20 protein-coding genes are annotated in these 23,378 nt (G+C 73.5%); 7 read left to right on the top strand and 13 right to left on the bottom strand.

The features are described 5' to 3' along the window. Positions 1–43 precede the first annotated feature (43 nt). A complete protein-coding gene (locus ACFCLZ_RS00980; RefSeq protein WP_380282638.1) occupies positions 44–1,111 on the bottom strand; it encodes an alcohol dehydrogenase catalytic domain-containing protein in 1,068 nt (355 codons plus the stop codon). A gap of 111 nt (positions 1,112–1,222) precedes the next feature. On the opposite strand from ACFCLZ_RS00980, the gene ACFCLZ_RS00975 reads away from it, so the two are divergent. Further along, entirely contained in the window at positions 1,223–1,834 is a 612-nt protein-coding gene (locus tag ACFCLZ_RS00975; RefSeq protein WP_380282637.1) for a CGNR zinc finger domain-containing protein, read from the top strand. Positions 1,835–1,934: 100 nt separating this feature from the next. On the opposite strand, the gene ACFCLZ_RS00970 is transcribed toward ACFCLZ_RS00975, so the two are convergent. The 6 genes from ACFCLZ_RS00970 to ACFCLZ_RS00945 all read right to left on the bottom strand — a co-directional run bounded on the left by ACFCLZ_RS00970 (position 1,935) and on the right by ACFCLZ_RS00945 (position 11,467). Then, the gene (locus tag ACFCLZ_RS00970; protein WP_380282636.1) at positions 1,935–3,614 is read right to left on the bottom strand and encodes an LGFP repeat-containing protein; all 1,680 of its coding nucleotides are present in this window, start codon (positions 3,612–3,614) and stop codon (positions 1,935–1,937) included. 473 nt (positions 3,615–4,087) lie between these two features. Next, positions 4,088–4,270 (bottom strand): hypothetical protein, encoded by a 183-nt coding sequence (locus tag ACFCLZ_RS00965; RefSeq protein WP_380282635.1) that lies wholly within the window; start codon positions 4,268–4,270, stop codon positions 4,088–4,090. Between the two features lie 107 nt (positions 4,271–4,377). Continuing rightward, the gene (locus tag ACFCLZ_RS00960) at positions 4,378–4,581 is read right to left on the bottom strand and encodes a hypothetical protein (RefSeq protein ID WP_380282634.1); all 204 of its coding nucleotides are present in this window, start codon (positions 4,579–4,581) and stop codon (positions 4,378–4,380) included. A 158-nt stretch (positions 4,582–4,739) separates the two neighbouring features. After that, positions 4,740–6,884, bottom strand: coding sequence for a hypothetical protein (locus ACFCLZ_RS00955; RefSeq protein WP_380282633.1), 2,145 nt, complete (start codon positions 6,882–6,884; stop codon positions 4,740–4,742). 41 nt (positions 6,885–6,925) lie between these two features. Beyond that, positions 6,926–9,703, bottom strand: a complete 2,778-nt coding sequence (locus ACFCLZ_RS00950; RefSeq protein ID WP_380282632.1) for a hypothetical protein — start codon at positions 9,701–9,703, stop codon at positions 6,926–6,928. A 282-nt stretch (positions 9,704–9,985) separates the two neighbouring features. Next, complete coding sequence (locus ACFCLZ_RS00945) at positions 9,986–11,467, bottom strand: purine-cytosine permease family protein (protein ID WP_380282631.1); 1,482 nt, start codon at positions 11,465–11,467, stop codon at positions 9,986–9,988. Positions 11,468–11,753: 286 nt separating this feature from the next. On the opposite strand from ACFCLZ_RS00945, the gene ACFCLZ_RS00940 reads away from it, so the two are divergent. The 6 genes from ACFCLZ_RS00940 (at position 11,754) to ACFCLZ_RS00915 (ending at position 16,849) form a co-directional block, all read left to right on the top strand. Next, the gene (locus ACFCLZ_RS00940; protein ID WP_380282630.1) at positions 11,754–12,908 is read left to right on the top strand and encodes an anion permease; all 1,155 of its coding nucleotides are present in this window, start codon (positions 11,754–11,756) and stop codon (positions 12,906–12,908) included. Continuing rightward, entirely contained in the window at positions 12,905–13,150 is a 246-nt protein-coding gene (locus tag ACFCLZ_RS00935; RefSeq protein WP_380282629.1) for a hypothetical protein, read from the top strand. The genes ACFCLZ_RS00940 and ACFCLZ_RS00935 overlap by 4 nt, the downstream gene beginning before the upstream one ends. Positions 13,151–13,298: 148 nt before the next feature. Next, positions 13,299–13,916: an RNA 2',3'-cyclic phosphodiesterase gene (thpR, locus tag ACFCLZ_RS00930; RefSeq protein WP_380282628.1), complete on the top strand. Its 618-nt coding sequence runs from the start codon at positions 13,299–13,301 to the stop codon at positions 13,914–13,916. Between the two features lie 213 nt (positions 13,917–14,129). After that, on the top strand, positions 14,130–15,128 hold the full coding sequence (locus ACFCLZ_RS00925; protein ID WP_380282627.1) for a helix-turn-helix domain-containing protein: 999 nt from the start codon (positions 14,130–14,132) through the stop codon (positions 15,126–15,128). Positions 15,129–15,367: 239 nt separating this feature from the next. Then, entirely contained in the window at positions 15,368–15,778 is a 411-nt protein-coding gene (locus ACFCLZ_RS00920; protein ID WP_380282626.1) for a peptidase inhibitor family I36 protein, read from the top strand. Positions 15,779–16,021: 243 nt separating this feature from the next. Beyond that, the gene (locus tag ACFCLZ_RS00915; protein WP_380282625.1) at positions 16,022–16,849 is read left to right on the top strand and encodes a hypothetical protein; all 828 of its coding nucleotides are present in this window, start codon (positions 16,022–16,024) and stop codon (positions 16,847–16,849) included. Here the strand turns inward: ACFCLZ_RS00915 and ACFCLZ_RS00910 are convergent. From ACFCLZ_RS00910 to ACFCLZ_RS00885, 6 genes are all read right to left on the bottom strand, one after another. Then, positions 16,846–17,559, bottom strand: coding sequence for a DUF1062 domain-containing protein (locus ACFCLZ_RS00910; protein ID WP_380282624.1), 714 nt, complete (start codon positions 17,557–17,559; stop codon positions 16,846–16,848). The genes ACFCLZ_RS00915 and ACFCLZ_RS00910 overlap by 4 nt on opposite strands. A gap of 330 nt (positions 17,560–17,889) precedes the next feature. Next, positions 17,890–18,972, bottom strand: coding sequence for a glycerate kinase (locus ACFCLZ_RS00905; protein ID WP_380282623.1), 1,083 nt, complete (start codon positions 18,970–18,972; stop codon positions 17,890–17,892). Next, the gene (locus tag ACFCLZ_RS00900) at positions 18,969–19,823 is read right to left on the bottom strand and encodes a sugar phosphate isomerase/epimerase family protein (protein WP_380282622.1); all 855 of its coding nucleotides are present in this window, start codon (positions 19,821–19,823) and stop codon (positions 18,969–18,971) included. Before ACFCLZ_RS00900 ends, ACFCLZ_RS00905 begins: the two co-directional genes overlap by 4 nt. Further along, positions 19,820–20,977 (bottom strand): dihydrodipicolinate synthase family protein, encoded by a 1,158-nt coding sequence (locus ACFCLZ_RS00895; protein ID WP_380282621.1) that lies wholly within the window; start codon positions 20,975–20,977, stop codon positions 19,820–19,822. Before ACFCLZ_RS00895 ends, ACFCLZ_RS00900 begins: the two co-directional genes overlap by 4 nt. A 114-nt stretch (positions 20,978–21,091) precedes the next feature. After that, positions 21,092–22,243, bottom strand: a complete 1,152-nt coding sequence (locus ACFCLZ_RS00890; protein WP_380282620.1) for a Gfo/Idh/MocA family protein — start codon at positions 22,241–22,243, stop codon at positions 21,092–21,094. Positions 22,244–22,317: 74 nt separating this feature from the next. Then, entirely contained in the window at positions 22,318–23,298 is a 981-nt protein-coding gene (locus ACFCLZ_RS00885) for a hydroxyacid dehydrogenase (RefSeq protein WP_380286401.1), read from the bottom strand. Positions 23,299–23,378: the final 80 nt, after the last annotated feature.

Here is a 23,378-nt window from a genome sequence, read left to right as displayed (position 1 = left end):
GGGAAGGGGGGCCTTGGGAAGGGGAGCCTCGGGAAGGGAGATCTCAGGGGCGGAACTCGTCGATGACGACGACGCCGGTGGGCCCGTACGTCTCCAGGGATTCCAGGACCGCGCTCGCCTCGTCGAGGCCGACGGTGCGCGAGACGACGCGGCCGGGGCTGAGGCGGCCGGCGGCGATCATGTTCAACATGGTGCCGAAGCGCTGGCCCTGCATGCCGAAGGCACTCAGGAACTCCAGCTCCTTGACCATCATGACGTCGATCGGCAGCGCGACGTGCCCCTGCTCGGCGGCGGTGGTGTGCCCGAGCTGGAGGTGGCGGCCGCGGGTGCGCAGGGACAGCACGGAGTTGCGGCAGGCGGCGGCGATGCCCACGGCGTCGACCGATACGTGCGCGCCGCCGCCGGTGAGGGTCCTGACCGCCTCGGCGGGGTCGTCCACCGAGGCGTTGACGGTGTGGACGGCGCCGAGCGCGCGGGCGGCGTCCAGCTTGTCCTCCGTGATGTCGATCGCGATGACGTTGGCGCCCGTCGCCGCGGCGATCTCCACCGTGGACAGCCCCATGCCGCCCCCGGCCCCGTACACCGCGACCCATTCGCCGCCGCGGACCCGCGCCTGGTCGACGACCCCGTGGAAGGCCGTCATGTAGCGGCAGGCCAGGGCTGCGACGTCCACGAAGCCGACGCCCTCCGGCACCTCGACCAGGTTGACGTCGGCGAAGCGGACCACGACGTACTCGGCGAAGGCGCCCCAGTAGGACACCCCGGGCACGAGCGAGTCCACGTGGTCGCAGACGTGCTGGTTGCCGCTGCGGCACATCTCGCACGAGCCCTCGCCGGGGTTCATCGGGAAGATGACCCGGTCGCCCTCCTTCCACCCCCGCACCTCGCGGCCGACCTCGACGACGGTGCCGGCGAACTCGTGGCCGAGGACGAACGGGGCCTCGACCCGCGGCCCGCCGGTCCAGAACTCCCCGGCCCACAGGGCCCAGTCGGTCCGGCAGATCCCGTTCGCCCCGACGCGCACGATCGCGCCGTCCGGCGGACAGACGGGGTCGGGCACCTCGCGGACGACGAGCGGCTTGCGGAGTTCCTCGATGACTGCGGCGCGCATGGTGCGGCCTCCTCGTGCTGTGGGTGTTCGCTCAAAGTCCACCGGTTCAGGTGGTGGACTTGGAAACTAGCCGCTTGTCCGGAGCCGTGTCAACCGCTTAAAGTGGTGGACATGGACGACAAGGAAGGCCCCCGCGAGGGCCGCCAGCGCGGCAAGGCCGACTTCCGCTTCGAGGACGCGCGGTTGTGCTTCGCCTTCGCCGGCACCCTGGCCGACCGCGGCACCGACACGCCCTTCGAACGGCTGGCCCGGCCCGAGGACTTGAGCCGCTGGGCGGTGGAGAGCGGCTGCACGGTGACGCCGCCGACCTGCACCGAGGCCGACCTGGACCGGGCCCGGCGCCTGCGCGAGGCGATCCAGCGGACCGGCCGCTCCCTCGCCGACGCCGACCCGCTCTCCCTCGAGGACATCGCGCTCGTCAACCGCGCGGCCGCCGAGCCCGCCCCGGTGCCCGAACTCGCCCCCGACACCGCCACCGTGCGCTGGCACGGCGACGGGGTCGCGGCGGTGCTCTCGATGGTCGCCCGGGACCTGATAGCGCTCTGCGCCTCCGACCACCGCACCCGCGTCCGCGTCTGTGGAAACCCCGACTGCGGCGTCCCCTTCGTCGACACCTCCCGCGCGGGCGCCCGCCGCTGGTGCTCGATGAAGACCTGCGGCGCCCTCGTCAAGAAGCGCGCCTACCGGGCGAGGCTGCACACACCCGCCGACGCCGCCCGGTAGCGCCCTGCCCGGCCTCGCGCGGCACCCCGCGCCCGCGGTTCGCGCCACGCCCGATCGGTCGGGCAACGCGGTCGGCTGTCCCGAACCGGGGCCCCTGCGGTCAGGGGTGGCGCAAGGCGATGAGGTCGGTCCCGTACGGGTTGGTGAGGTCGATGGACTCCGGTTCGGGGACGATCCGCGCCTCCTGCCCGTAGCGCAGGCACGTGGACTCGATGGCGGCGGGTGACCCCTCGTTCCGGAGCCCGACCTGGACGCCGGTCCTGTTGTTGTACTCGTCCATCAGCTGGGCGTTGCGGGTCCAGTCCGGATTCGCCTGCCCGTCGCGTTCGTGGGCCGCGGCCATCCGTTCCGCGAAGCCCCGGTTGGCGCCCTCGGTCATCAGCCCGTTCCAAAGGCAGTGCCGCGCGGCGTCGATCCGGTTGTCGTCGGTCTCCGTCGCCTCGGGGAACGCCGCCTTCGACAGGTTGAACGCCGGTCCGCGGGCGTTGCGCACCCGGTAGCAGTCGTAGGGCTCGCTCTCGCACACGCTGCGCTGCTGGACGCCGGTCGACCACCACTGGTCCAGGGCGTCCCCGCGCGCGGCGATGGCGGGGAACGCGATCGGGTACGCGGTGGCGTCGCCGAGCTGCAGGCGCAGCCTGTTGCCGTCGAGGCTCGCCCGCACGGGCACCGCCGCTCCGGTCGAGTCGAAGCCCGGGGGCAGTCCGACCCCGGCGACGACCGCCCCCGCCGGGTCGACGAGCTCCACCCGCTGCGCGGTGGCGCGCAGCGTGTGGTCGGCGGGCGCGCCGAGCAGGACGTCCACCGACGTCGGGGCGCTGCCGTCCAGACGGACCAGCGACACCTCGAACGAGCCGTCGTCGGCCACGCGTCGGAACCGGGCGTCGAAGCCGGGGCCGTGCAGGACGACGCCGTCGGTCACCGTCGCGGGCTGGAGCCGGCCGGCCGACGGCACGCCCAGCGAGAAGGAGACCCCGGGGGCGACGGGTACCGTCACACCGGAGCTGTAGACGAGGTCGTGCTGGAACTGCTGCTCCTGGACGCCGCCGGGGTGGGTGACCGGGTCGGCTGTCGGATAGCCGTACGCGCTCGCCTCGTGGCCGGCGCCGGACCACTGGTCCAGGACGGTGCCGGTGACCGGATGCGCCCCCGTGTCGGGGGACCAGTAGACGACGCCGTGTTCGAACCTGTTCATGCGGCCCCGGCCGTCCGGCAGCCGGATCTCGTCGCCGGCCGGGTACCCGAGCGGGCCGCCTTCCCACCCGGTCTCGCCCCACTTGTCGCGGATCGCGCCGGTGACGTAGTACGCCTCGTTCAGGTGCCAGTAGATCGTGCCGCCCTGGAAGTACTGGCGGCGGCCGACGTTGTCGGGGTTGACGATCTCGTCCGAGGTCGGATACCCGAGCGGGCCGGCCTCCCAGCCGTTGCGCTGCCAGGCGGCGAAGAAGTGGTTGGCCACCGGGTGCGCGCCGCTGTCCGCCGACCAGTAGATGGGCCCGTTCTGGAACACCGAACGCCTTCCCTGCCCGTCGGGGTTGGTCAGCTCCTCCGACGCCGGGTACAGCAGGAAGCTGGTGGGCCCGCCGAGTTCGTCGTACTTCTCCCGGATCGCACCGCAGACCTCGTACGGCGCCGGCCAGTAGACCCGGCAGCCGGCCGCGGCCGACGCCCGCGTCCTCGCTTCCGCCGGCTCGGCGAGCAGCGCGGCCTCCATCACCTCGGCGCGGTCGGCCTGTTCCTTCGTGAAGCCCGACGGGATCGCCCCGCAGTCGGAACGCATCCGTCCCGGCACGACGGACGGCTGCGGGTTCCCGGTCGGCGCCCACCGGGCCGGTGCCGCCTGCCGGCCGGGCCCGGCCGTGACGCACGGTTCGGCCGCCGGCCGCCCCGGCGACGCCTGGGCGTGTACCGCTGTGACCGGGCCGGCCGCCACGGAGGCCAGGACCGCTGCCACGGCGGCGCTCCTCACCGCCCGTCCGAAGCGCTGACGGGTGGTCATGAGGCGACCCGCTTTGCGGCGTAGGCGCACCGGTCCTCCTTCTGTTGAACCGCCGGGGGCCGACCCGGAATGGTGTTGCCGCGCGGCCCGGCCGGTCGCCGTGCGCCTCCTCGGACGCCCGGCCCCATCCTGCGCGGTGTTCGTGTGCCGAGGAAGGGCGTGCCGGACGGCGCTGGAAGCGTGCCGACGCCCACGCCGGAGGCGTTCGCGCCGGGCCCCGCCTCGAACCCGGGAAGTCCGACCGGCGGCGCGGCTCAGGTGCCCTCCGGTCCCCGCCGTTCCCAGTTCGCCTCGACGCGGGCCCGCTCGGCCTCGACGAGTCGCCGGACCACGTCGTCGACGGACCGATGGGAGATCTCGGCGAAGCAGTTGAGCCATTCGGCAAGCTCGGTGGGCAGGCGGAGGGTGACGCGGTGTGAGGGAGGGTGTTCAGGCATGGGTCGTCTCCCGTGGGGTCGGGTGGGTAGCGGGGCGATGGTCATGCTGCGCCGGCGACGGCCGGGCCCGGTGGCGTCCCTAGCCACGGGCGGGGTGCGCGGCGGCGTTACGGCGGGCTGCCTCCGGTTTGGCCGCCGATGTGCCGGGAGAGGAAGGCGGCGCGGGCGTTGCCGTCGTCGTAGGGGTGGATGTCCCCGGCCGCGCCGTCCCGCGACGGGGCCGCCGGTCGGCCGGGGGCGGGGCCGGGGCACTCCTGCCGGGGCACGGCGGCGCGCACCGCGAGCCGGCCGGGGGCCAGGACATGAATCACCGCCCAAGCCTCCCGGCCGCCCCGGCCCCCGAGCAAGCGGATTTGCCACGGGTGCGACCCGTGGGGCAAGCCCGGGCCGCCGCGCCCCGACCCGGCCGCCACGCCCCTGTCTCGGCCGCCGCGCCCATGCCGGGCCCCCTGCCCCGGCCGCCGCCGCGTCAGGGCCAGCGCAGCGTGCCGCCCTTGACCAGGGGCGCGTCGTTCGTCTCGGTCCACTCCTTGAGGGCCTTGCGGTCCTGGATGCAGACGTCGTGGGAGGCCCGGACGGTGACGTGCGGTTCGACCCGCGATTCGTACGGGTGGACCTGCGCGATGTTGCCCCGGACGGTCGCGGCGACGTCGGTGACGGAGACCTGCGGGGTGGGCGCGTCCGGGAAGGCGCCGCGCAGGAAGAAGAAGCCCCCGCCCTTGGCGAAGAGGGGCGTGGTCACCGGCGTCGGACCGGCCCGGAAGCCGGCGCCGTTCCCGGTGATCCGGCAGCTCGCGTCCACCGTCACCCGGATGTCGCGGATCTCGAACACCTCGTGCTGGATGGTGGTCCACAGGTCGGGGAAGCCGGCCATGTCGCCTTCGGTGTCCGCGTACACCAGCAGCCCCCCGCCGGGGTGGTCGCTGGTGAGGTTGCCGGTCGGCCCGCCGGGCGTGGTCCCGATGGCGGTGGTCGTCAGTGCGACGTCCGCGTTGCGCACCGAGATGCCGCCGCCGCCCGGGGTCGCCACGGGGCGGGAGGGCTCCGCGGGAATGGTGATCGTCAGGCCGCCGACCGTGAGGGACCAGGCGGGCCGGGCCTTGGACATCTGCACCCCGGGCCGGGTGCCGCAGACGTTGCGGGTGATCGTGCAGCCGGTGAAGGCCCCGGCGGATCCCATGGTCAGGCGGACGCCGCCGCCCGCGCCGGGGGCGCTGTTGCCCTCGATCCGGCAGCCGGTGACCGCGATGCGCGACAGGACGGAGCCGTAGACGCCGCCTCCGTCGTCACCGCACACGTTGTCGGTGATCACGGCGTTCTTCACGGTGATCGACCGGCTGCGGGCGGCCTTGATCTCGGCCTCGTTCCACGCGTCCCACCGCCCCAGCGCCAGCGCCGTCGCGGCGAACACGTAGAAGAGCTCCCGGAAGAGCAGCTCCGGCCTGCGGTAGCCCGTGGGCAGGAACACCATCAGCCGACGGACGTTGTCGGTGATCACGGGGGGCTGTGCGGGGTCGAGGAGCCACTGGGCGAAGTGCATCAGGTCGATCGGGCCGGGCATCGCGACGGACGCCAGGGCCGAGCGCGCCGCGGCCGCCTTGCCGCGCAGGAACCTGACCAGGTCGACCTCGCTCAGGTCGCGGGTCAGCCTGCCCGGCAGGGAGATCTCCGCGCCGATGCCGCCGCCGTCGAGGCGCCCCTGGTCACCGCTGCGGTTCTTGTCGATCCAGCAGTTCTCGACCGTGGGCCAGCCGTATCCGACGACCGCGACCCCCGATCCCCGGCCCTGTGCGCTGTTGCCCTGGATCCGGCAGTTGCGGATCACCGCACTGGACCAGACGGCGGCGACGCCTCCGCCGAAGGCCTGGCCGGCCAGCCAGTTGACGGGCTTCCCGGGAGGGATGTGCGTGTCGAACTCCCGGCCGATGATCGTCTTGACGGCGTTGCGGTCGAACGAGGGGATCGGCGCGATACCGCCCGGGAGGTTGCGGATCAGGGTGTTCGCGGCACTGATCGCGGCGTTGAGCACGACCTCGGCGAACGGCGGGACCAGGGTGTCGACCAGGTCCACGACGTCCTGGCGCAGCGCGGTCCGGTCGGCCTCCGGCCAGGCGGCCAGCGGTGCGCTCTGCGTCCGGCAGGCCGCGATGACGCACCGTTCGATCCGGACGTCGTCGGTGTCGACCACGGCGATGCCGCCGCCCGCGCCGAGGGCCGGGTCCGCACTCCCCGGGACGTGGACGGCGCGGCCCCGGGCGATGCGCAGACCGCTGACGACCACCGGCCCGAGAGGCCTGCCGGGGGCGCCGGACACGCGCAGCACCCGGTGCTGCGCATCCGGTTTGGGCGCCAGGGTGGGCAGCGGCCGGACGTCGAACCGCGGATCGCTCGGATCGGCCTGCGGGTGCGCCTGGAGGTACGCGCTGGTCAGCGTCAGGGGTTTGTCGATGACGAGCTCGTCCTCGAAGTAGGTCGCGGCGTCCAGGATGACGACGGTGTCGCCCGCCGCGGCGGCCTTCAGGGCGGCGCCGACCGAGCGCGCCGGCTTGGCGGGTGTGTCGAAGGACCCGCTGGTCGTCCCCTTCGTCGCGTGCACGTAGCGGGTGCCGGCCATCGGTCAGCACCCGTCGGCCGGCGGCGCGCTCGGAGCCGGACTCACAACTGCTGACCGGTCTTCGGGTCGTAGGACACCGGGACCGCCACGATCTGGTCGGTCGGCAGGACCTCCACCCACTGGTCGAAGATCTGGTACGGCTTACCGGGCTGGAAGCCGCCGGCCAGCGGGTCGAAGCCGGTCTGGAAGACCTTCTCCGAGGCGATGGTCTGGGCCACGTCGGAGTTGGTCGCCGCCAGCTTCGTGGCGACCAGGGTGAGCACCTGGCCGACCGTCTTGTTCTGGTACTCCGGCGGGTCCAGCAGCGGGTTGTAGGGGTAGGGGAGTCCGAGCGCGGCATGGCCCTCGACGGTGGAGTCCAGCCAGTTGACCGCCTGCAGCTCGTGCCCGGGCCGCACCGGGAGGACGGCCTTGACCCAGGCCGCGTTGAGGAACTCGTTGCGCCGCTCGTCGCCGTCGATCTGGATCCGCCAGCCCAGCGAGCTGCCCATCGGGGCGGGGAGCGTCTCCTCGGTGATCAGGTAGTCCAGCCGCCATTCGGGATGCGGGTCGCACGGCGCGGCCGCCGCCGCCGACTGCGCTGCTGCGGCGGGCGTGGGCTGCGGTTCCGGATCCGGGGACTTCGCCGTGCGCGTGTACCAGCCGCTCACCGTCTCCCCGGGGATCTGGTCGACCCAGCAGTCACCGGCCGCCGGCGGGTGCGGGGCCCACGGGGGCGTCGGCACCGGGTACCGGCTGAGCGCGTTGCCGTCGAGTCCGCCGGAGGCCTGCGGCTTCCAGTAGTCGGGCGCGACGAAGTAGAGCATCTCGTCGACGTCGAAGGTCTGGCCGAGCATCTCGGCGTTGAAGTGCGGGTCGGCGAACAGCGGAGTGATCTTGGTGATCAGCTGCCGGTAGACCGTGTGGCGCTCCTCGCTGCGCAGGTCGTCCGCCGACCGGGGGCGGAGGTTGCTGACCAGCTTCAGCCGGTCCCGCACCGCGTTGGCGTACGCCTCGCGCCGGACCCGGCCGACCTCCTGCTCGTACGTGGCGAGGTCCGCGAGGTACTGGGTCTGCGCGGGGTCCTGGCCGGACTGGGGCGGGTCCCAGGTCAGGGTGAACGTCAGGTCGATCGAGTTCATGTCACCGACGTTGAGGTACTTCGCGATCACCTTGAACCGGCCCTGGGCGGGGTCGAGGATGTCGCACTCCTGGGCGACGAACTTGCAGGGCTTCCCGCCGGACTGGGCGGACTTCACCCCCACGGCCACCAGGGTGTAGCCGGGCGCCGGCGGGCCGGCGGTGAAGGGGGCCTCGGCGATGATGTGGTGGGCCCGGTCGTAGCTCATCAGGCCCTTGGGCTCGTCCGGGCCGATGGGCGGGTCGTGCGGAGGCCCCTCCAGGAACACGAAGTCCGCGTTCTCCGCGTCGGGCCCGTCCTTGGTGCCGGGGTACTTCAGGATGGGGAACGGTCCCGTGAAGTCGACGACCTTGCTCTGCGGCACGGCGGGCGGATCCGGCTTCTTGACGTCCGTCACGTCGGGGGCGGGCACGACGTGGACGAGTTCCCCGAGCCCCAGGGGCGTGCCGGGATCGTCCAGGTAGACCTGCCAGCACAGGCGCGAGCCGATGTGCTGGATCTGGACCCCCACCTTGCGCATCTTGCGCCGCAGCTCGTAGTTGACCAGGTTCGCCGTGGTGTTCTGGACGACGTAGCGACGGCTCGAGGTGTCGGTGGTCTCGGTGACCGTCTTGAACGTGGTCTTGAAGTTCCGCTTGATCTGGCTGCTGACCTTCGCGCTCTGCGACCGGGAGCGCTTGTGGGTCTCCTCGGAGGACTTGTTGACCGTGTTGTCCGTGCTGAAGTTGGCGCTGGCCTCGGCGTGGTAGACCGGCGCGTTCACCCCGCCGGTCGCGCTGACGCCGAGCTTGGTGTCGTTGGCGTTCGACTCCTTCACCGCGTCGGCGACGTCGTCCTGGCTGCTGAGGCTCTCCTCGACCTGCCGGCTGGTCTCCTGCGACTGTTCGGCCGTCCGCTCCACCAGGGTGCGGCGCGTGCTGGTCTCGACGAGTTCGACCGTCCCCCCGGGACTGAGCCACAGGTGCCCGGCGGGAGTGCCGAGGAAGGTGTCGAACTCGAAGAAGTACTGGCGGAACAGGTTGACGACCCCCACCGGCGTCACGGAACCGGGGACGGCGTCGAACCGTCCGGCCACCTCGGCCAGCGCGGAGTCCTCGAGCTTCGCCGCGTTGGCGTCGGAGAACGACTCCGGGCCGAGCGGCGGGTGGCCTCCCGCGCGCTCGATCGCCCGCATCGTGCTGAGCGCCCCGAGCCACCCGGTCAGCGGCTGGTAGACGCCGACCACCTCGCTGGCGTACGGCAGCGTGCCCCGGAAGTCGGACAGCGGACGGCCGGTGAACACGGCCGCGCCCCGCCGCGGGGCCGGCAGCGTCTGGACCAGGCTGGGCGTGCTGCCGGGCGTGGTGAACGGCACGGTGACCCAGGGCTGGCCCGAGGCCGCCTTCACCAGGAGCGTCTCGCAGGCCGAGTCCGTGGCCGGTGCGACGAACGAGATGACGGCGTTGCCCGGGGTCGTCACGGTCCGTCCGACGTACTGACGGGTGCCGCTCGGATCGTCCTGCGCGAAGGTGCCGGCTAACGCGGTGATGGTCGGGAACTCGCCCGGGTCGCGCACATCGATGTCGATCGGCAGCCCGAGCGCGACCAACTGGTCCTTCGGCAGCTCCGCGCCGGTGCCCGACACCTGATAGGACCACACCTGGTAGGCGGTCACTCCCGGAATCTGGTCCCTGCTCTTGAACACGACGGAAAGGGTCACGACGGCTCCTCGGGATACGGTCGTACGCCCGCAGACCGTTCCCCGGCCCGGCGCCCGGGGCGGCGTCCGGTCCGCTCATTCACCCGAGCGGGCGCGCCCCGGGGCGCGCCCGCCCTCGCGCCGTGGGCTCCCGTCCCCCGAGCGGCTCCGCGGGCCCCGGGGTGCTGTGGGCGGGGGGAAGCCGAGGGAGGCGAGCAGGGTGGTGCCCGCGGTGCGGTAGTGGGCGGGCAGGTCGTCGTAGCGGGCGAGGGCCTCGTGCCAGGCGTGCTGGGCGTCGCGCGGTCAGACGGTGGCCCGTTCGGCGCGCTGCGCCGGAAGGCCGGCGTCCTGCCCGGCGTCGGCGGTGGCGGGGGCGTTCTCCCGGGGTGCGGGGAGCGCGGCCATGATCGCGGCCGAGATCACGATGGTGGCCGCCCAGGCGAGTCCGTTCCGGCCGACGGGGGTGTCGGCGAGCGGGCCGGTGAACCAGTCGCACCTGGTGAAGGCGAGCCCGGTCAGCAGTGCGAGCACCCAGGCCACCATCGCCTGCAGGCAGAAGCCCCCCGTGTACCAGTAGCGGCTGTTCCTGCCGGTGTCCGTCAGCGAGGCGGCGTCGTAGCGCACCGCACGCGAGCGGCGGCGGAACATGTCCACCGCGTAGACGCCGATCCAGGCGGAGAAGGAGACGGCGAGCAGGGTGAGGAAGGTGATGAAGGAGCCCAGGAAGCTCTTGGCGACCAGCATCAGCAGCAGGCCGGCGACCAGCGAGATCACGGCGTTGATGCTGACGGCCAGGGCGCGCGGCAGCTTGACGCCCATGGTCTGCGCGGTGAAGCCGGCCGAGTACATGGAGAGGCTGTTGATCAGCAGCATGCCGACGATCGCGGTCAGCAGGTAGGGCACGGCCAGCCAGGTCGGCAGCAGGTCGCCGAGGAAGGACACCGGGTCGGCGGCCTGGGCCAGGCCGGGGGAGCCCACCGCCATCACGGCGCCCATCAGCACCATCGGCACCATCACCAGGCCGGCGCCGGAGACCGTGACACCGACGATCTTCCTGCCGGAGGCGGCGCGGGGCAGGTAGCGGGTGAAGTCGGGGCCGGTGGGGACCCAGCTGATGCCGCCGGCGGCGATGGTCCCGATGCCGGCGATCATCATCGCGGTGGTGCCGGCGGGCTTGCTGAAGACCTCGCTCCAGTGGGTGGTGGCGATCAGATAGCCGAGGACCAGGACGCTGAAGACGCCGAAGAGGTAGGTCGACCAGGTGTTGCAGACGTTCAGGGCCTTGCGGCCCATGCCGGAGACGAGGAAGGTGCCGGCCACGAAGACGAGGAGCGTGGTGACGATCAGCGCGGTGTTGCTCCTGACGCCGAAGAGCAGGTCGAGCACGGTCAGCACGGCGTAGGCGCCGGTGACGGCGTTGATCGTCTCCCAGCCGAACCGGGCGACCCACAGGATCGCGCCGGGGAAGAGGTTGCCGCGCACGCCGAACGCGGCCCGCGACAGGGTGGCCCCCGGCGCGCCGCCCCACTTCCCGGAGACCGACAGCAGGCCGACCAGGCCGAAGGAGACGAGCGCGGCGCACCCGGCGACGACCAGGACCTGCCAGAAGTTCAGCTGGTTGAACACCACCAGGGACGCGCCCATGGTGAGGAGCAGGACGCTGATGTTCGCCGCGACCCAGGTCGGGAAGAGCTCGCGGACGGTGCCCCGGCGCTCGTGGTCGGGGACGGGTTCGATTCCGCGGGTCTCGATCGCGCCGGCGTCGACGGTGGACGGGTTGTCCATGAGGGTGGCTCCGTGCGTGGGAAAGCGGGAGATTAATTAAGGCAAATGGGATATTGATGGAACTCTTCGCGCGTAGCGCACGAGCTGTTCATCCTACTTTGTCCCTCTCGATTCCCGGCCTGGTCCCGGCCTGGCCCGGTGTCTCGGGAACGGCCACGGAGCGGCGCGGCCGTGCCGGCCCGGAGGCCCCGACGGTGGTCCGACCGGATGGTGGCCCGTCGTCGTCCGGCGTGCCGGATCGTCGCCGGACCGGGCCCGCCCCGGCACGCGGGTTAGGTTCGGGCGCGTGACCGGCAACGACGCGGTCCTGGCGCTGATGGTCGTCACGGCGTTGGGCTTCGACTTCACCAACGGCTTCCACGACACCGGCAACGCGATGGCGACCTCGATCGTCACCGGGGCCCTGCCGCCGCGTGTGGCGGTCGCGGTCTCGGCGGTGCTGAACCTGGTCGGTGCGTTCCTGTCGACCGCGGTGGCGGCGACCATCGCCAACGGCCTGGTCTCCAGCGGGGCGGTGACGCTGACCGTGGTCTGCGCGGGCCTGACCGGCAGCATCCTGTGGAACCTGGCCACCTGGTACCTCGGCATCCCTTCCAGTTCGTCGCACGCGCTGATCGGCGGGGTGATCGGGGCGACGGTGGCGGCGGCCGGCACCTCGGCCGTCAAGTGGCAGGGCCTGGTCTCCAAGGTGATCGTGCCGGCGGCGCTGTCGCCGTTCATCGCCGGCCTTGTGGCCGTGGCCGGCACCCTGCTGGTCTACCGCATCACCCGGGAGGTGTCCGAACGCCCGCGCGAGCGCGGGTTCCGGCTGGGCCAGATCGGCTCGGCCTCCATGGTGTCGCTCGCCCACGGCACCAACGACGCGCAGAAGACCATGGGCGTCATCACCCTCGCCCTGATCGCCGACGGTACCCTGCCGGCCGGGGCGAAGGCCCCGGACTGGGTGATCCTCTCCTGCGCGCTGGCCATCGCCCTGGGCACCTACGCCGGCGGCTGGCGGGTGATCCGGGCACTCGGAAAGGGGCTGGTGGAGATCGAGCCGCCGCAGGGAATGGCCGCCGAGTCGGGCTCGGCCGCCGTGATCCTCTGCTCCACCGACTTCGGCTACTCGCTCTCCACCACGCACGTGGCCACCGGATCGATCCTGGGCTCCGGGGTCGGGCGCAAGGGCGCCGAGGTGCGCTGGCAGCTCGCCCGTCGGATGGTGACGGCCTGGCTGTTCACCCTGCCGGCCGCCGCGCTGGTCGGCGCGCTGGCCTACTGGGTCGCGAACGGGATCGGCGGGACGGCCGGCGTGGTGGTGATCTTCACCGTACTGGTGCTGGCGTCGGTCGCCTTCTTCGTCGCCTCCCGCTACTCGGCCGTGACACCGGACAATGTCAACGCCGCGTGGACCGGCTCGGTGATCCCGGAACCCGCCCCGGAGAGGGTGGCCCCGTGAACACCTGGATCAACCTGGACGCGGTGTGGAGGATCGTCGTGGTGGGCCTGCTCACCGGCGCCGGGCTGCCCGCGCTGTTCGCCCTGGCCCTGCGCCTGCTCAACCCGCCCGCCCCGGCCGGCGAACCGGCCACCGACCGCCCCACCGCCGGGCCGGTGGGCTACGCCCTGGCCGGCCTGCTCCTCGCGGTGGTGCTCGCCTCGATCGGCTGGGGCATCTCCGTCATCGTCGAGCACCGCTGACCGTCGGCCGCGGTGCCCCGGGGGCCTCGGCCGAGGGAGATCTCGTGGGTCGGTGGGTCAGTGGCCGCACCCGCACCCGCAGCGCCGGAAGCCGAAGTCGAGGGTGCGGTCGTTCTCGCCCGCCCCGCCGTCGGCTAGCCTCCCCTTCGTGGACGATCACCCCGAGCCCCCGACCCTGCGCGTCTTCGTGGCCCTGGCACCGCCCGACGACGCCAAGGACGAACTGGCCCGGGCCCTGCAGCCCGCCTACGCCGGGTACCCGCAGCTGCGGTGGAACCGGATCGAGGACTGGCACATCACCCTGGCCTTCCTCGGCGAGCTGCCCGCCACGGCCGTGCCGCTGCTGCGGACGGCGCTGGCCGGCGCGGCCGCGTCGCACCCCGCCCTGCTCCTGGGCCTGCGCGGCGGCGGCCACTTCGACCAGCGACTGCTGTGGAGCGGGATCGACGGGGACCTGGACGGACTCCACCTGCTCGCCGCCGACGTCCGGGAGCTGGTGAGGTCCTGCGGGATCGAGTTCAGGGACCGCGTGCTCCACCCCCATCTGACCCTGGCGCGCTCCCGCCGCGACGACGCCACCAGCGTGCCGCGGGCCGCGGCCGGGCTCACAGGGTTCACGGGCCGGCCGTGGCGGACCGAACGGCTCCACCTCGTCGGCAGCAACATCGGCCGCGGCCCGGGCCCGATCCGCTACCGCGACATCGAGGCGTGGCGGTTCGGCGCCACCGTCCGGACCAGGGGCGACGACGCTTTCACCGGGCTGTAGCCGGCCGGCGGGTTTCGGCGACCCCTGCCGTTGACCGCTCTGCTCCACGACCGCTGCCCGGCGGCGGTGACACCGCCGCCGGACGGGGACGCGGCATACCGGCGATCGGTTCGCGCAGTTACCGTGGGTGGACGCAGCATGTGCCGGCCAGGGGCTTCGACCGGGTCGTGGCTGGTCGTCGGACCAGGGGTGCCAGGGGGCGGGAGGTTCCGGGTGTTCAGCGTCGTGGACACGTTGTCGCTGCCGGCGGAGGACCGGTTCGACTGGTGGTGCGAGACGGTCGCCCGCGGGGCGGCGCCGACCCGGATCAGCAGTGACCATGCCGCGGACTTCGTCGGCAGGGTGGAGATGTTGTCGGTGGGCCCCCTGGAAGCGACCTCGATCTCGTTTCCCGCCCTCACGTCGGAGCGTACGCCCGCCCTCATCAAGCGGTCCGATCCGGAGACCTACGAACTGACGCTGATCGCGGGCGGGGCGATGAGTGTCGCACAGGCCCGTCGGGAGGCCGTGCTGTCGGTGGGTGACTTCGTCATGTGGAGCTCCTCGCGCCCCTACACCGGCCAGGGGAGGAGCAGCGCCGACAGCGGGCCGTCCCGGGGCATCGTGCTGCATCTGCCGAGGAGGCTCCTGCCCTTTCCACAGTCCCGTGTCGAGCAGGTGCTGGCCACCCGGATGCCCGCCTCCGGGGGTATCGGTGCGATCCTCGCCCACCATTTGCAGACCTTGTTCCAGGAAGGGCCCGCGCTGGGGGAACCGGAAGGCGCCCGGCTCGGATCCGCGACGATGCACCTGGCCCACGCCCTGCTGGCCCAGCAGATCGACGCGCGGGAGTACGTGGAGCCCGAGGTCCGCGCCACGGTCCTCCTGGCCCGGATCGAGGCGTTCATCGAGGAGAACCTCGCGGACCCGCAGCTGTCCCCGCACTCCGTCGCCGCCCGTCATCACGTCTCCGTCCGGACGGTGCACCAGGTCTTCCGGCAGCGGCACGAGTCCGTGTCGGCGATGATCCGCCGCCGCCGGCTGGAACGGTGCCGGTCCGACCTGGCCGACCCCCGGCTGCGCCATCTGCCGGTGCACGCGGTCGCCGCACGCAACGGGCTGGGCGATCCGGCGGGGTTCAGCCGCGGCTTTCGCCGTGCGTTCGGTCTGCCGCCAGCCGAGTACCGGCGGATGCTCCGCGAGGGGACCACCGGGGCGCGGCCGGGCAGGTGAGGTCCTGCGCGCAATGACAAGGTTGCGTGCGCGCACGGCCAATGACCGGCCCGGCCGTGATTGTGCAGACTGGCGGGGCCGGGGACAGCACCCGACCATCACACCCCCGGCGCCCCGATGCCGTGCTGCTCCATGTCACCGAGCTCACGGCTCCGGGTCGCGCGCACGTGAGCACGAAGGACCCTCAGGCCAAGTTCACTTCGCACCGCGTCGACGGTGCGTGAGTTCGGAGGTGGGAAATGAGGAAGCGCATTTCGTTGATCGTCGCGGGGATCGGGATCGCGACATCCGCTGTTCTTGCGTCGCCGGCCAGTGCCGCCTCGTACGACGGATTCTGTGACGCGTCGGACGGGGGTGAGGCCTGCCTCTACTACCTGAGCAACTTCAGCGGGCCGATCTACGACACGCTGCACTCGAAGTACAGCTACACCGGAACCTTCTACGGCACGGAAACCTACATCAACAACGAGGTCGCTTCGGTGTGGAACCGCGACACCGTCAACTGGCTGACCCTGTACGACAACACCGGCTACACGGGCGCCAAGGTGGCAGTCGCCCCCGGCGGGTACATCGCCTACCTGAGTGACTACGGCTTCGCGAACAGGGCGTCCTCCCACTGCTTCTCCAACGTCTCCAGCTGCCCGAACTGACAGGTTCGAGCCTCCGGGCGGCAGGGTGCCGGGTCCGGTCCGGGCCCGGCACCCACCGTATCCCGAGCGCTTTCGCCGTGCCGCGCCGTGCCGGTCGAAAGCGGGACGATCTGAAGGGAGTTCGCCGTGCCCGGGTCCCGTACAGTCCTTCCGCCGGCCGTCATCGTCGTGCTGGCGCTCGCGAGTTGCTCTCCCGGCGCCCCTGACACAACCGGCGGACACGCGGAGCCGTCGACCCGCAACGTGTCGACGCTCGCCGCCCCGTCCCCGGCGACGTCTGTCGCCGCCCTTCCGTTGGATGCGTACGAGCCGCTGCCGTCCGAGATGCAGCGGATCAACCGCGCACTCGAGGTCCACGCCGAGGACTGCGTGCGCCGGAAAGGACTGGACTGGCCGGACCCGGTCGAGCAACCGGGCACCCCCCGCCCCTCGAACGAACGGCGCTACGGGATCAGCGATGCCGGCACCGCGCGCGCGTACGGGTACCACCTGCCGCCGCCCATCGGGGCGTCGCGCGCGCAGCAGGCCGAGGCGCGGAAGCAGGCCGAGGAGTCCAAGGCCCGCCTGTCGGCCGGGGCGATCGCGGCGTACACCGGGCAGGATTCCCGGGCGCCGAGGCCGGACCCCGGCCGCCCGGGCTGCCGGACCGAGGCGGTCCGGAGCCTCGGTTTCGCGGCAGCCCAGGACATGTCGATCACCCCGGTGACCCGGGCGAAGTCCACGGCCTGGAAGAGTACGCAGGCGGACCCGCGCGCAGTCGCCGCGAACACCGCCTGGTCGGCGTGCATGCGAGCCAGGGGTTACGACTACGACACTCCGTTCACCGCCGCGGGCGACCGGGCATGGGGTGACCTCGCGGGGCTGGAGGAGCCCGGCGAGCGGGAAGTGGCCACGGCGACCGCCGATGTGGACTGCAAGCAGGCGGTGGGGTACTTGGCGACGTGGCGCGACATCGAAGCCCGCCTGGAGGACGAGCTCCTCGCCGCCGACCGGGAGGCGATCGACGAGACCAGGGCCAGGTGGGCCGAGGCACTGCGTCGCGCTGATGCCGCACTGAAGTCGGCCTCCTAGGAGACGCGTCGCGTCGTGGTCCAGCCGGGGGATCCTCCTCGTCGCGGAGCCGGACCCGAGGGACCGTCCTCCATGGCACGCGCGCAACTCGCCGATGTCGACGCGTCGAGGGGCTGCGCGAGCCGCTCGGCCCGGACGGAACCGGGGCCGTGCACGGTGAACTCGAAGTCCCGGTGCGCCTTGGCCTCCGGGGCCAGCGGCAGCCGGATGCGTCCGTCCCCGGCCATCCGGCGTACCGCGCCGCGGCTGAGGCCGAGCCCGAGTACGAGCAGCCGTTCGACGCGGACCGGCGCGGGGAGTTCGAAGCCGACCAGGACCCTGAGCGGTGCCGGGTCGTCGAGGGAGTGGAGCGGCGTGCGGGTCTCCAGCGCCCAGGTGCCGGTCCAGTCGAGGCGGTATCCGTTCCTCGTGGCGAGCGGCGCACTCATCGTCAGCTCCCGCACCACCACCGGATCGTTGGCCTCGTACGCCACCAGGCGGGCCGGATCCAGCGACGAGACGTGGACGCGCTCGTGGACGGGGACCTTCGAGGTCCGGTCGCACCCGGCGCAGCTCAGCAGCAGCCAGACGTCGAGGAGTTTGCCGTTCGCGTTGACGCGGATCCGGCCAGAGGGCCGGTGGCGGGCGGCGGGGCAGTCCGGGCAGGGGCGCACGACGGTGGGCAGGGCGGACTGACGCACGGCCCACCGGGCCTTGCGGTCGGTATTCATGGCGGTGGTTGCTTTCAGCGCTCGGCAGGAGCTCTCGCAGACCGGGCTGCGGCTCCTGGACATGACGGATGCATACGAGGGCGCGGGCCGTCGCCTCCGGGCCGGGTGGTCAGGCCGGGAGGGCGGCCCGCGCGACGGGTCGCTCAATGCTTCGTGGCAGCCGTTACATGTCCATGTGGGCGAGCATGATCGAGCCCGGGACCCGCGGGCAACTCATTTTTCGCCGGGTCTCAGGCGCGAGGCCCCGTCGGGGCGGAGCCTTCGACGGGGGACGGGAACGCGTTCCGGCCCCGCGCACGGCGGGGCCGGGAACCGGGGGCGGCTCGGGGCTCAGCCCGCGTCGTGGGCGCGGGCGAGTCGGGCGCCGGCGGCGGTGAGCCAGTGGGCCGCGCGGTGGCGGGCGTCGGCCGGGTCGCCGGACAGGGCCGTGAGGGTGAGCGCGGCGGGGTCGGAGGCCTCGCCGGCGACGACCCGGGCGGGGACGCCGGCCCGCTCGGCGCGTGCGAGGACCTCGCCGACCGCCTTGCCGTGCAGGCTGGTGAGGTCGAAACGGCCCTCGCCGGTGATCACCAGGCCGGCCCCGGCGAGGGCCGCGTCGAGTCCGGTCAGCCCGGCCACCGCCGCCGCACCGGGGACCACCCGGGCGCCCCAGGCGTTCACCAGGCCGTAGGCGGTGCCGCCGGCCGCGCCCGAGCCGGGCAGGTCCGGGTCGCCCCCGAGCAGGTCGGCGAAGCGGCGCAGCCCCGCCTCCAGCAGGGCGATCCGGGCCGGGTCTGCGCCCTTCTGCGGTCCGTAGACCGCGGCCGCCCCGGTGGGGCCGAGCAGCGGGTTGGTGACGTCGGTCAGCAGCCGGACGCCGCCGGGCGGGGCGGGGCGCAGGGCGGTGCGGTCGAGCCGGGCGGCCCGGGCGAGGGCGCCGCCGCCGTCGGGGAGGTCGGCGCCGGTGTCGTCCAGCAGCCGCAGGCCGAGGGCGGCGAGCAGTCCGGCACCGCCGTCGGTGGACGCGGAGCCGCCGAGCGCGACGGTCACCTGCCGCGCGCCGGCGTCCAGCGCGGCGGCGATGGTCTCGCCGGTGCCGCGGGTGCCGGCGGTGAGCGGGGCGAGGGCGCCGCCGAGCAGCGGCAGGCCGCCGGTGTCGGCCAGTTCGACCAGCGCGGTGCCGTCCGGCAGCAGCGCGTAGCGTCCGGTGACCGGCCGCCCGTCGGGGCCGGTGCAGCCGGGGACCGGGTGCGGGACGGCGCCGGGGAGGGCCGCCGCGAGCGCGTCGAGGGTGCCCTCCCCGCCGTCGGCCATCGGACGGATCAGCAGCTCGTCGTGCGGCCGTACCGAGCGCCAGCCGGCGGCCAGCGCCAGGGCGGCGTCCCGGGCGGTGACGGTGCCCTTGAAGGAGTCCGGCGCGACGACGACCCTCACGGCGAGGCCACGTGGGTGAGGTGCCGCTCGACGAGGGTGCGCAGCGTCAGCTCGCCCGGGGTGTCCCAGATCTCCTGGTTGAAGATCTCGACCTCGATCCAGCCCTCGTACCCGGCGGCGGTGACCAGGTCGGTGAGGACGCGGAAGTCGATGTGGCCGTCGCCGACGTGGCCGCGGCCGAGCAGGGCGTCGGCGGGCAGCGGCAGGGTCCAGTCGCACACCTGGTAGGAGGCGATCCGGCCCTCCCGCCCGGCGCGGGCGATCTGCTCGCGCAGGGCCGGGTCCCACCAGACGTGGTAGCTGTCGACGACGACGCCGACCTGCCGGGCGGGGTGCGGGGCGGCGAGGTCGAGCGCCTGGCCCAGGGTGGAGACCACCGCCCGGTCGGCGCAGAACATCGGGTGCAGCGGCTCGATCGCCAGCCGTACGCCGAAGTCGCCCGCGTGCGGGGCGAGTTCGGCGAGCAGGTCGGCGACGGCGGCGCGGGCGCCGACCAGGTCGCGGCTGCCGGCCGGCAGGCCGCCGACGACCAGCACCAGGGTGTCGGTGCCGAGTTCGGCGGCCTCCTCGACGGCCTGGAGGTTGTCGGCGAGCGCGGCCCGGCGTCCCTCGGGCCCCTCGGCGGTGAGGAAACCGCCCCGGCAGAGACTGCTGACGGCGAGTCCGGCGTCCCGGCACAGCTTCGCGGAGCGGGCCAGGCCGGTCTCGGCGACCTTGTCGCGCCACAGCCCGATGGCCGGGATGCCGGCCTCCGCACAGCCCCGTACAGCCTGCGGCAGGCTCCAGCCCTTGGTGGTGATCTGGTTGAGCGACAGCCTTTCGAGGCCGGTCACCGCGGCGGCGCCGCTCATGCCGTCACCCCCGCGACCGCGAGCAGCCGGCGCATCCGCGCGGCGGCGAGGTCGGGGTCGGGGAGCACCCCGGCCGCGTCGGCGAGCCGGAACAGCTCCACCAGGTGGGGCACCGAACGCCCGCTCTGCGCACCGCCCACCATGGTGAAGTGGTCCTGGTGGCCCGCCAGCCAGGCGAGGAAGACCACGCCGGTCTTGTAGTGGAAGGTCGGTGCGGCGAACAGGTGCCGGGCCAGCGGCACGGTCGGCGCGAACAGCTCCTCGTAGCGGTCGAGGTCGCCCTCGTCGAGCGCCCGCAGCGCTGCCGCGGCGGTGGCCGCGATCGGGTCGAAGACGCCCAGCAGGGCGTGGCTGTGGCCGAGTTCGTCGCCGCGGATCAGCTCGGGGTAGTGGAAGTCGTCACCCGTGTACATCCGCACGCCGGCCGGCAGCGCGCGGCGCAGGGCGATCTCCCGGTCGGCGTCCAGCAGCGAGACCTTGATGCCCTCGATCCGGTCGGCGTGCGCGCCGATCAGCTCCAGCACGGTGGCGGCGGCCGCGTCGAGGTCGGTGGAGCCCCAGTAGCCGGCCAGCGCGGGGTCGAACATCTCGCCGAGCCAGTGCAGCAGCACGGGCCGCTCGGAGCCGGCGATCAGCGCGCCGTACACCTCCAGGTAGTCCTCCGGGCCGCGCGCGGCGGCGGCCAGGGCGCGGCTGGCCATCAGGATCGGCTGCGCGCCGGCCTCCTGGACCACGGTCAGCTGCTCCTCGTAGGCGGCCCGGACGGCGGCCGGCGTGTGGGGGCCGGGCGCGAGCTGGTCGGTGCCGACGCCGCAGGCCAGCCGGCCGCCGCAGGCGCGGGCCGCGGCCCCGGAGCGGGTGATCAGCTCGCGGGTGGCCGGCCAGTCGAGGCCCATGCCGCGCTGGGCGGTGTCCATCGCGTCGGCCACGCCGAGGCCCAGCGACCACAGGTGCCGGCGGAAGGCGAGGGTGGCGTCCCAGTCGACGGCGGCGGGGGCGCCGGGGGCGTTGTCGCCGAGCGGGTCGGCGACCACGTGGGCGGCGGCGAAGGCCACCCGCGAGGGGGCCGGGGCGGGCGCGGCGGGCGGCGCGGGCGGGGCCGCGGGCTCGCGCAGCCGGATCCGGCCGTGGCCGGGCAGGTCGATCTCGGTCATGGTGTCAGCGCATTCGTCTCGTCGGCGGGCGGCTGCGGGGCGGTCGGGTCCCCGGCGGCCGGGTGCGGGGCGGTCGGGTGCCGGGTGGCCGGCCCGGGTGCGGCCGGCGGGCGGTCACAGGGACAGTTCGGGAACGTCCATCCGGCGTCCCTCGCGGGCGGAGCGCAGGCCGAGTTCGGCGAGCTGCACGCCCTTGGCGCCCTCCAGCAGGTCCCAGTGGTACGCGGAGCCGGTGGTCACGTGGCGCAGGAACAGCTCCCACTGCGCCTTGAAGCCGTTGTCGAACTCCTCGTTGTCCGGAACCCGCTGCCACTGCGCGCGGAACGGCTCGGTCACCGGCAGGTCCGGGTTCCAGACCGGCTTGGGGGTGGCCGCGCGGTGCTGGAAGCGGCACTCGCGCAGCCCGGCGACCGCGCTGCCCTCGGTGCCGTCCACCTGGAACTCCACCAGCTCGTCGCGGTCCACCCGCACCGCCCAGGAGGAGTTGATCTGGGCGGTGATGCCGCCCTCCAGCTCGAAGACGCCGTACGCGGCGTCGTCGGCGGTGGCCCGGTAGACCTGCCCGTGCTCGTCGGTCCGCTCGGGGACGTGGGTGGCGGTGTGCGCGTACACCGAGCGGACGGGGGCGATGATGCCGTCCAGCACGTAGCGCCAGTGCGGGAACATGTCGAGGACCATGCCGCCGCCGTCCTCGGCGCGGTAGTTCCAGGACGGCCGCTGGGCCTGCTGCCAGTCGCCCTCGAAGACCCAGTACCCGAACTCGCCGCGCACGGAGAGGATCCGGCCGAAGAACCCGCCGTCCACCAGCCGCTTGAGCTTGCGCAGGCCGGGGAGGAAGAGCTTGTCCTGCACGGCGCCGTTGCACACCCCGGCGTCGCGGGCGAGGCGCGCGAGGTCGAGCGCGGCCTCCAGCGACTCGGCGGTGGGCTTCTCGGTGTAGATGTGCTTGCCGGCGGCGATCGCCGTGCGCAGCGCGGCCTCCCGGGCGGGGGTGACCTGGGCGTCGAAGTAGATCTCGGCGAGCGGGTGGGCGAGGGCCTCGTCGAGCGAGGTGGTCCAGTGGGTCAGGCCGTGCCGGGCGGCGAGGTCCTCGAGCTTGGCGGCGTTGCGGCCGACCAGGATCGGTTCGGGCCACAGCGTCTCGCCGTCGCCGAGCGGCAGGCCGCCCTGGTCGCGGATGGCGAGGATGGAGCGGACCAGGTGCTGGCGGTAGCCCATCCGGCCGGTGACGCCGTTCATGACGATGCCGATCACCCTGCGGGACATGGGGGTTCTCCGATTCGTTGCTGGTGCGGGGGCGCGATGCGGGGGCGCGGGATACAGGGCCGCGCGGCGCGGGATCACGCGGTGCGGTGGACGTCCTCGGGGAGGACGGGGTGGGCGAACGGCTGCCCGGCGGTGTAGCGGGCGAGCTCGTCCGCGGCGGCGGCCGCCATCCGGTGCAGCTCACCGCCGAGGGAGCCGGCCACATGGGGCGTGAGGAAGACGTTCGGCAGGTCGTAGAGGGGGGAGTCGGCGGGCAGCACCTCGGGCTCGGTGACGTCGATGACGGCGTCGAGGCGCCCGGAGGCGACCTCGCGCACCAGCGCCTCCTGGTCGACCAGGGAGCCGCGCGAGGTGTTGACCAGGGTGGTGCCGTCGCGCATCAGGGCGAGCCGGCGGTCGTCGATCAGGTGCCGGGTGGCCGGGAGTTCGGGGGCGTGCACGCTCACCACGTCGGAGGCGGCGCAGAGCTCGTCCAGGCCGACGGCGCGCGCGCCGAGCCGGGCGGCCTCGGCGGGGTCGACGTAGGGGTCGTGCAGCAGCAGGTCGAGGTCGTGCGGGCGCAGCAGTTCCAGCACCCGCCGGCCGATCCGGGAGGCGCCGACGACGCCGACGGTGCGCCGGTAGTTGCCCGCCGCGGCGTACGCCAGCTGCCAGTCGTGCGGGGCGCGGCGGCGCCGGTACTCCTCGCGGATCGGCAGCAGCCGCTTGTTGGCGAGCAGCACGACGGCGACGGTGTACTCGGCGACCGGCAGGGCGTTGGCCCAGGCCGCGGAGGTGACCTGCAGGCCGCGGCGCCAGCAGGCGTCGGTGACGTGGTGCTTGACCGAGCCAGCGGCGTGGATGACGGCGCTCAGCCGCGGGGCGGCGGCCAGCACCTCCTCGTCGATCGGCGGGCAGCCCCAGCTGGAGACGATCACCTCGGCGTCGGCGAGCGCCGCGCGGGCCTCGGGGGTGGTGAAGTCGTCCAGGACGAGCGCGGGGTCGAGGTCGGCCAGCGCGGTGAGCCGGGCCAGGGTGTGCGGGTCGATCAGGCGGTCGGCGAGCTCGCGGTGCATGGCGAGGACGGCGCGGGGGCGGCAGGCGGGCCGGCCGTCGGGCACGGTGGTCTCCCGGTCGGGCGTAGGGGCGGGGGCAG

The organism is Kitasatospora purpeofusca (genome assembly GCF_042691725.1).
Lineage (GTDB): Bacteria > Actinomycetota > Actinomycetes > Streptomycetales > Streptomycetaceae > Kitasatospora > Kitasatospora purpeofusca_B.
Note: the sequence above shows the minus strand (reverse complement) of the source record. Positions and strands in the feature narration are given on the sequence as shown.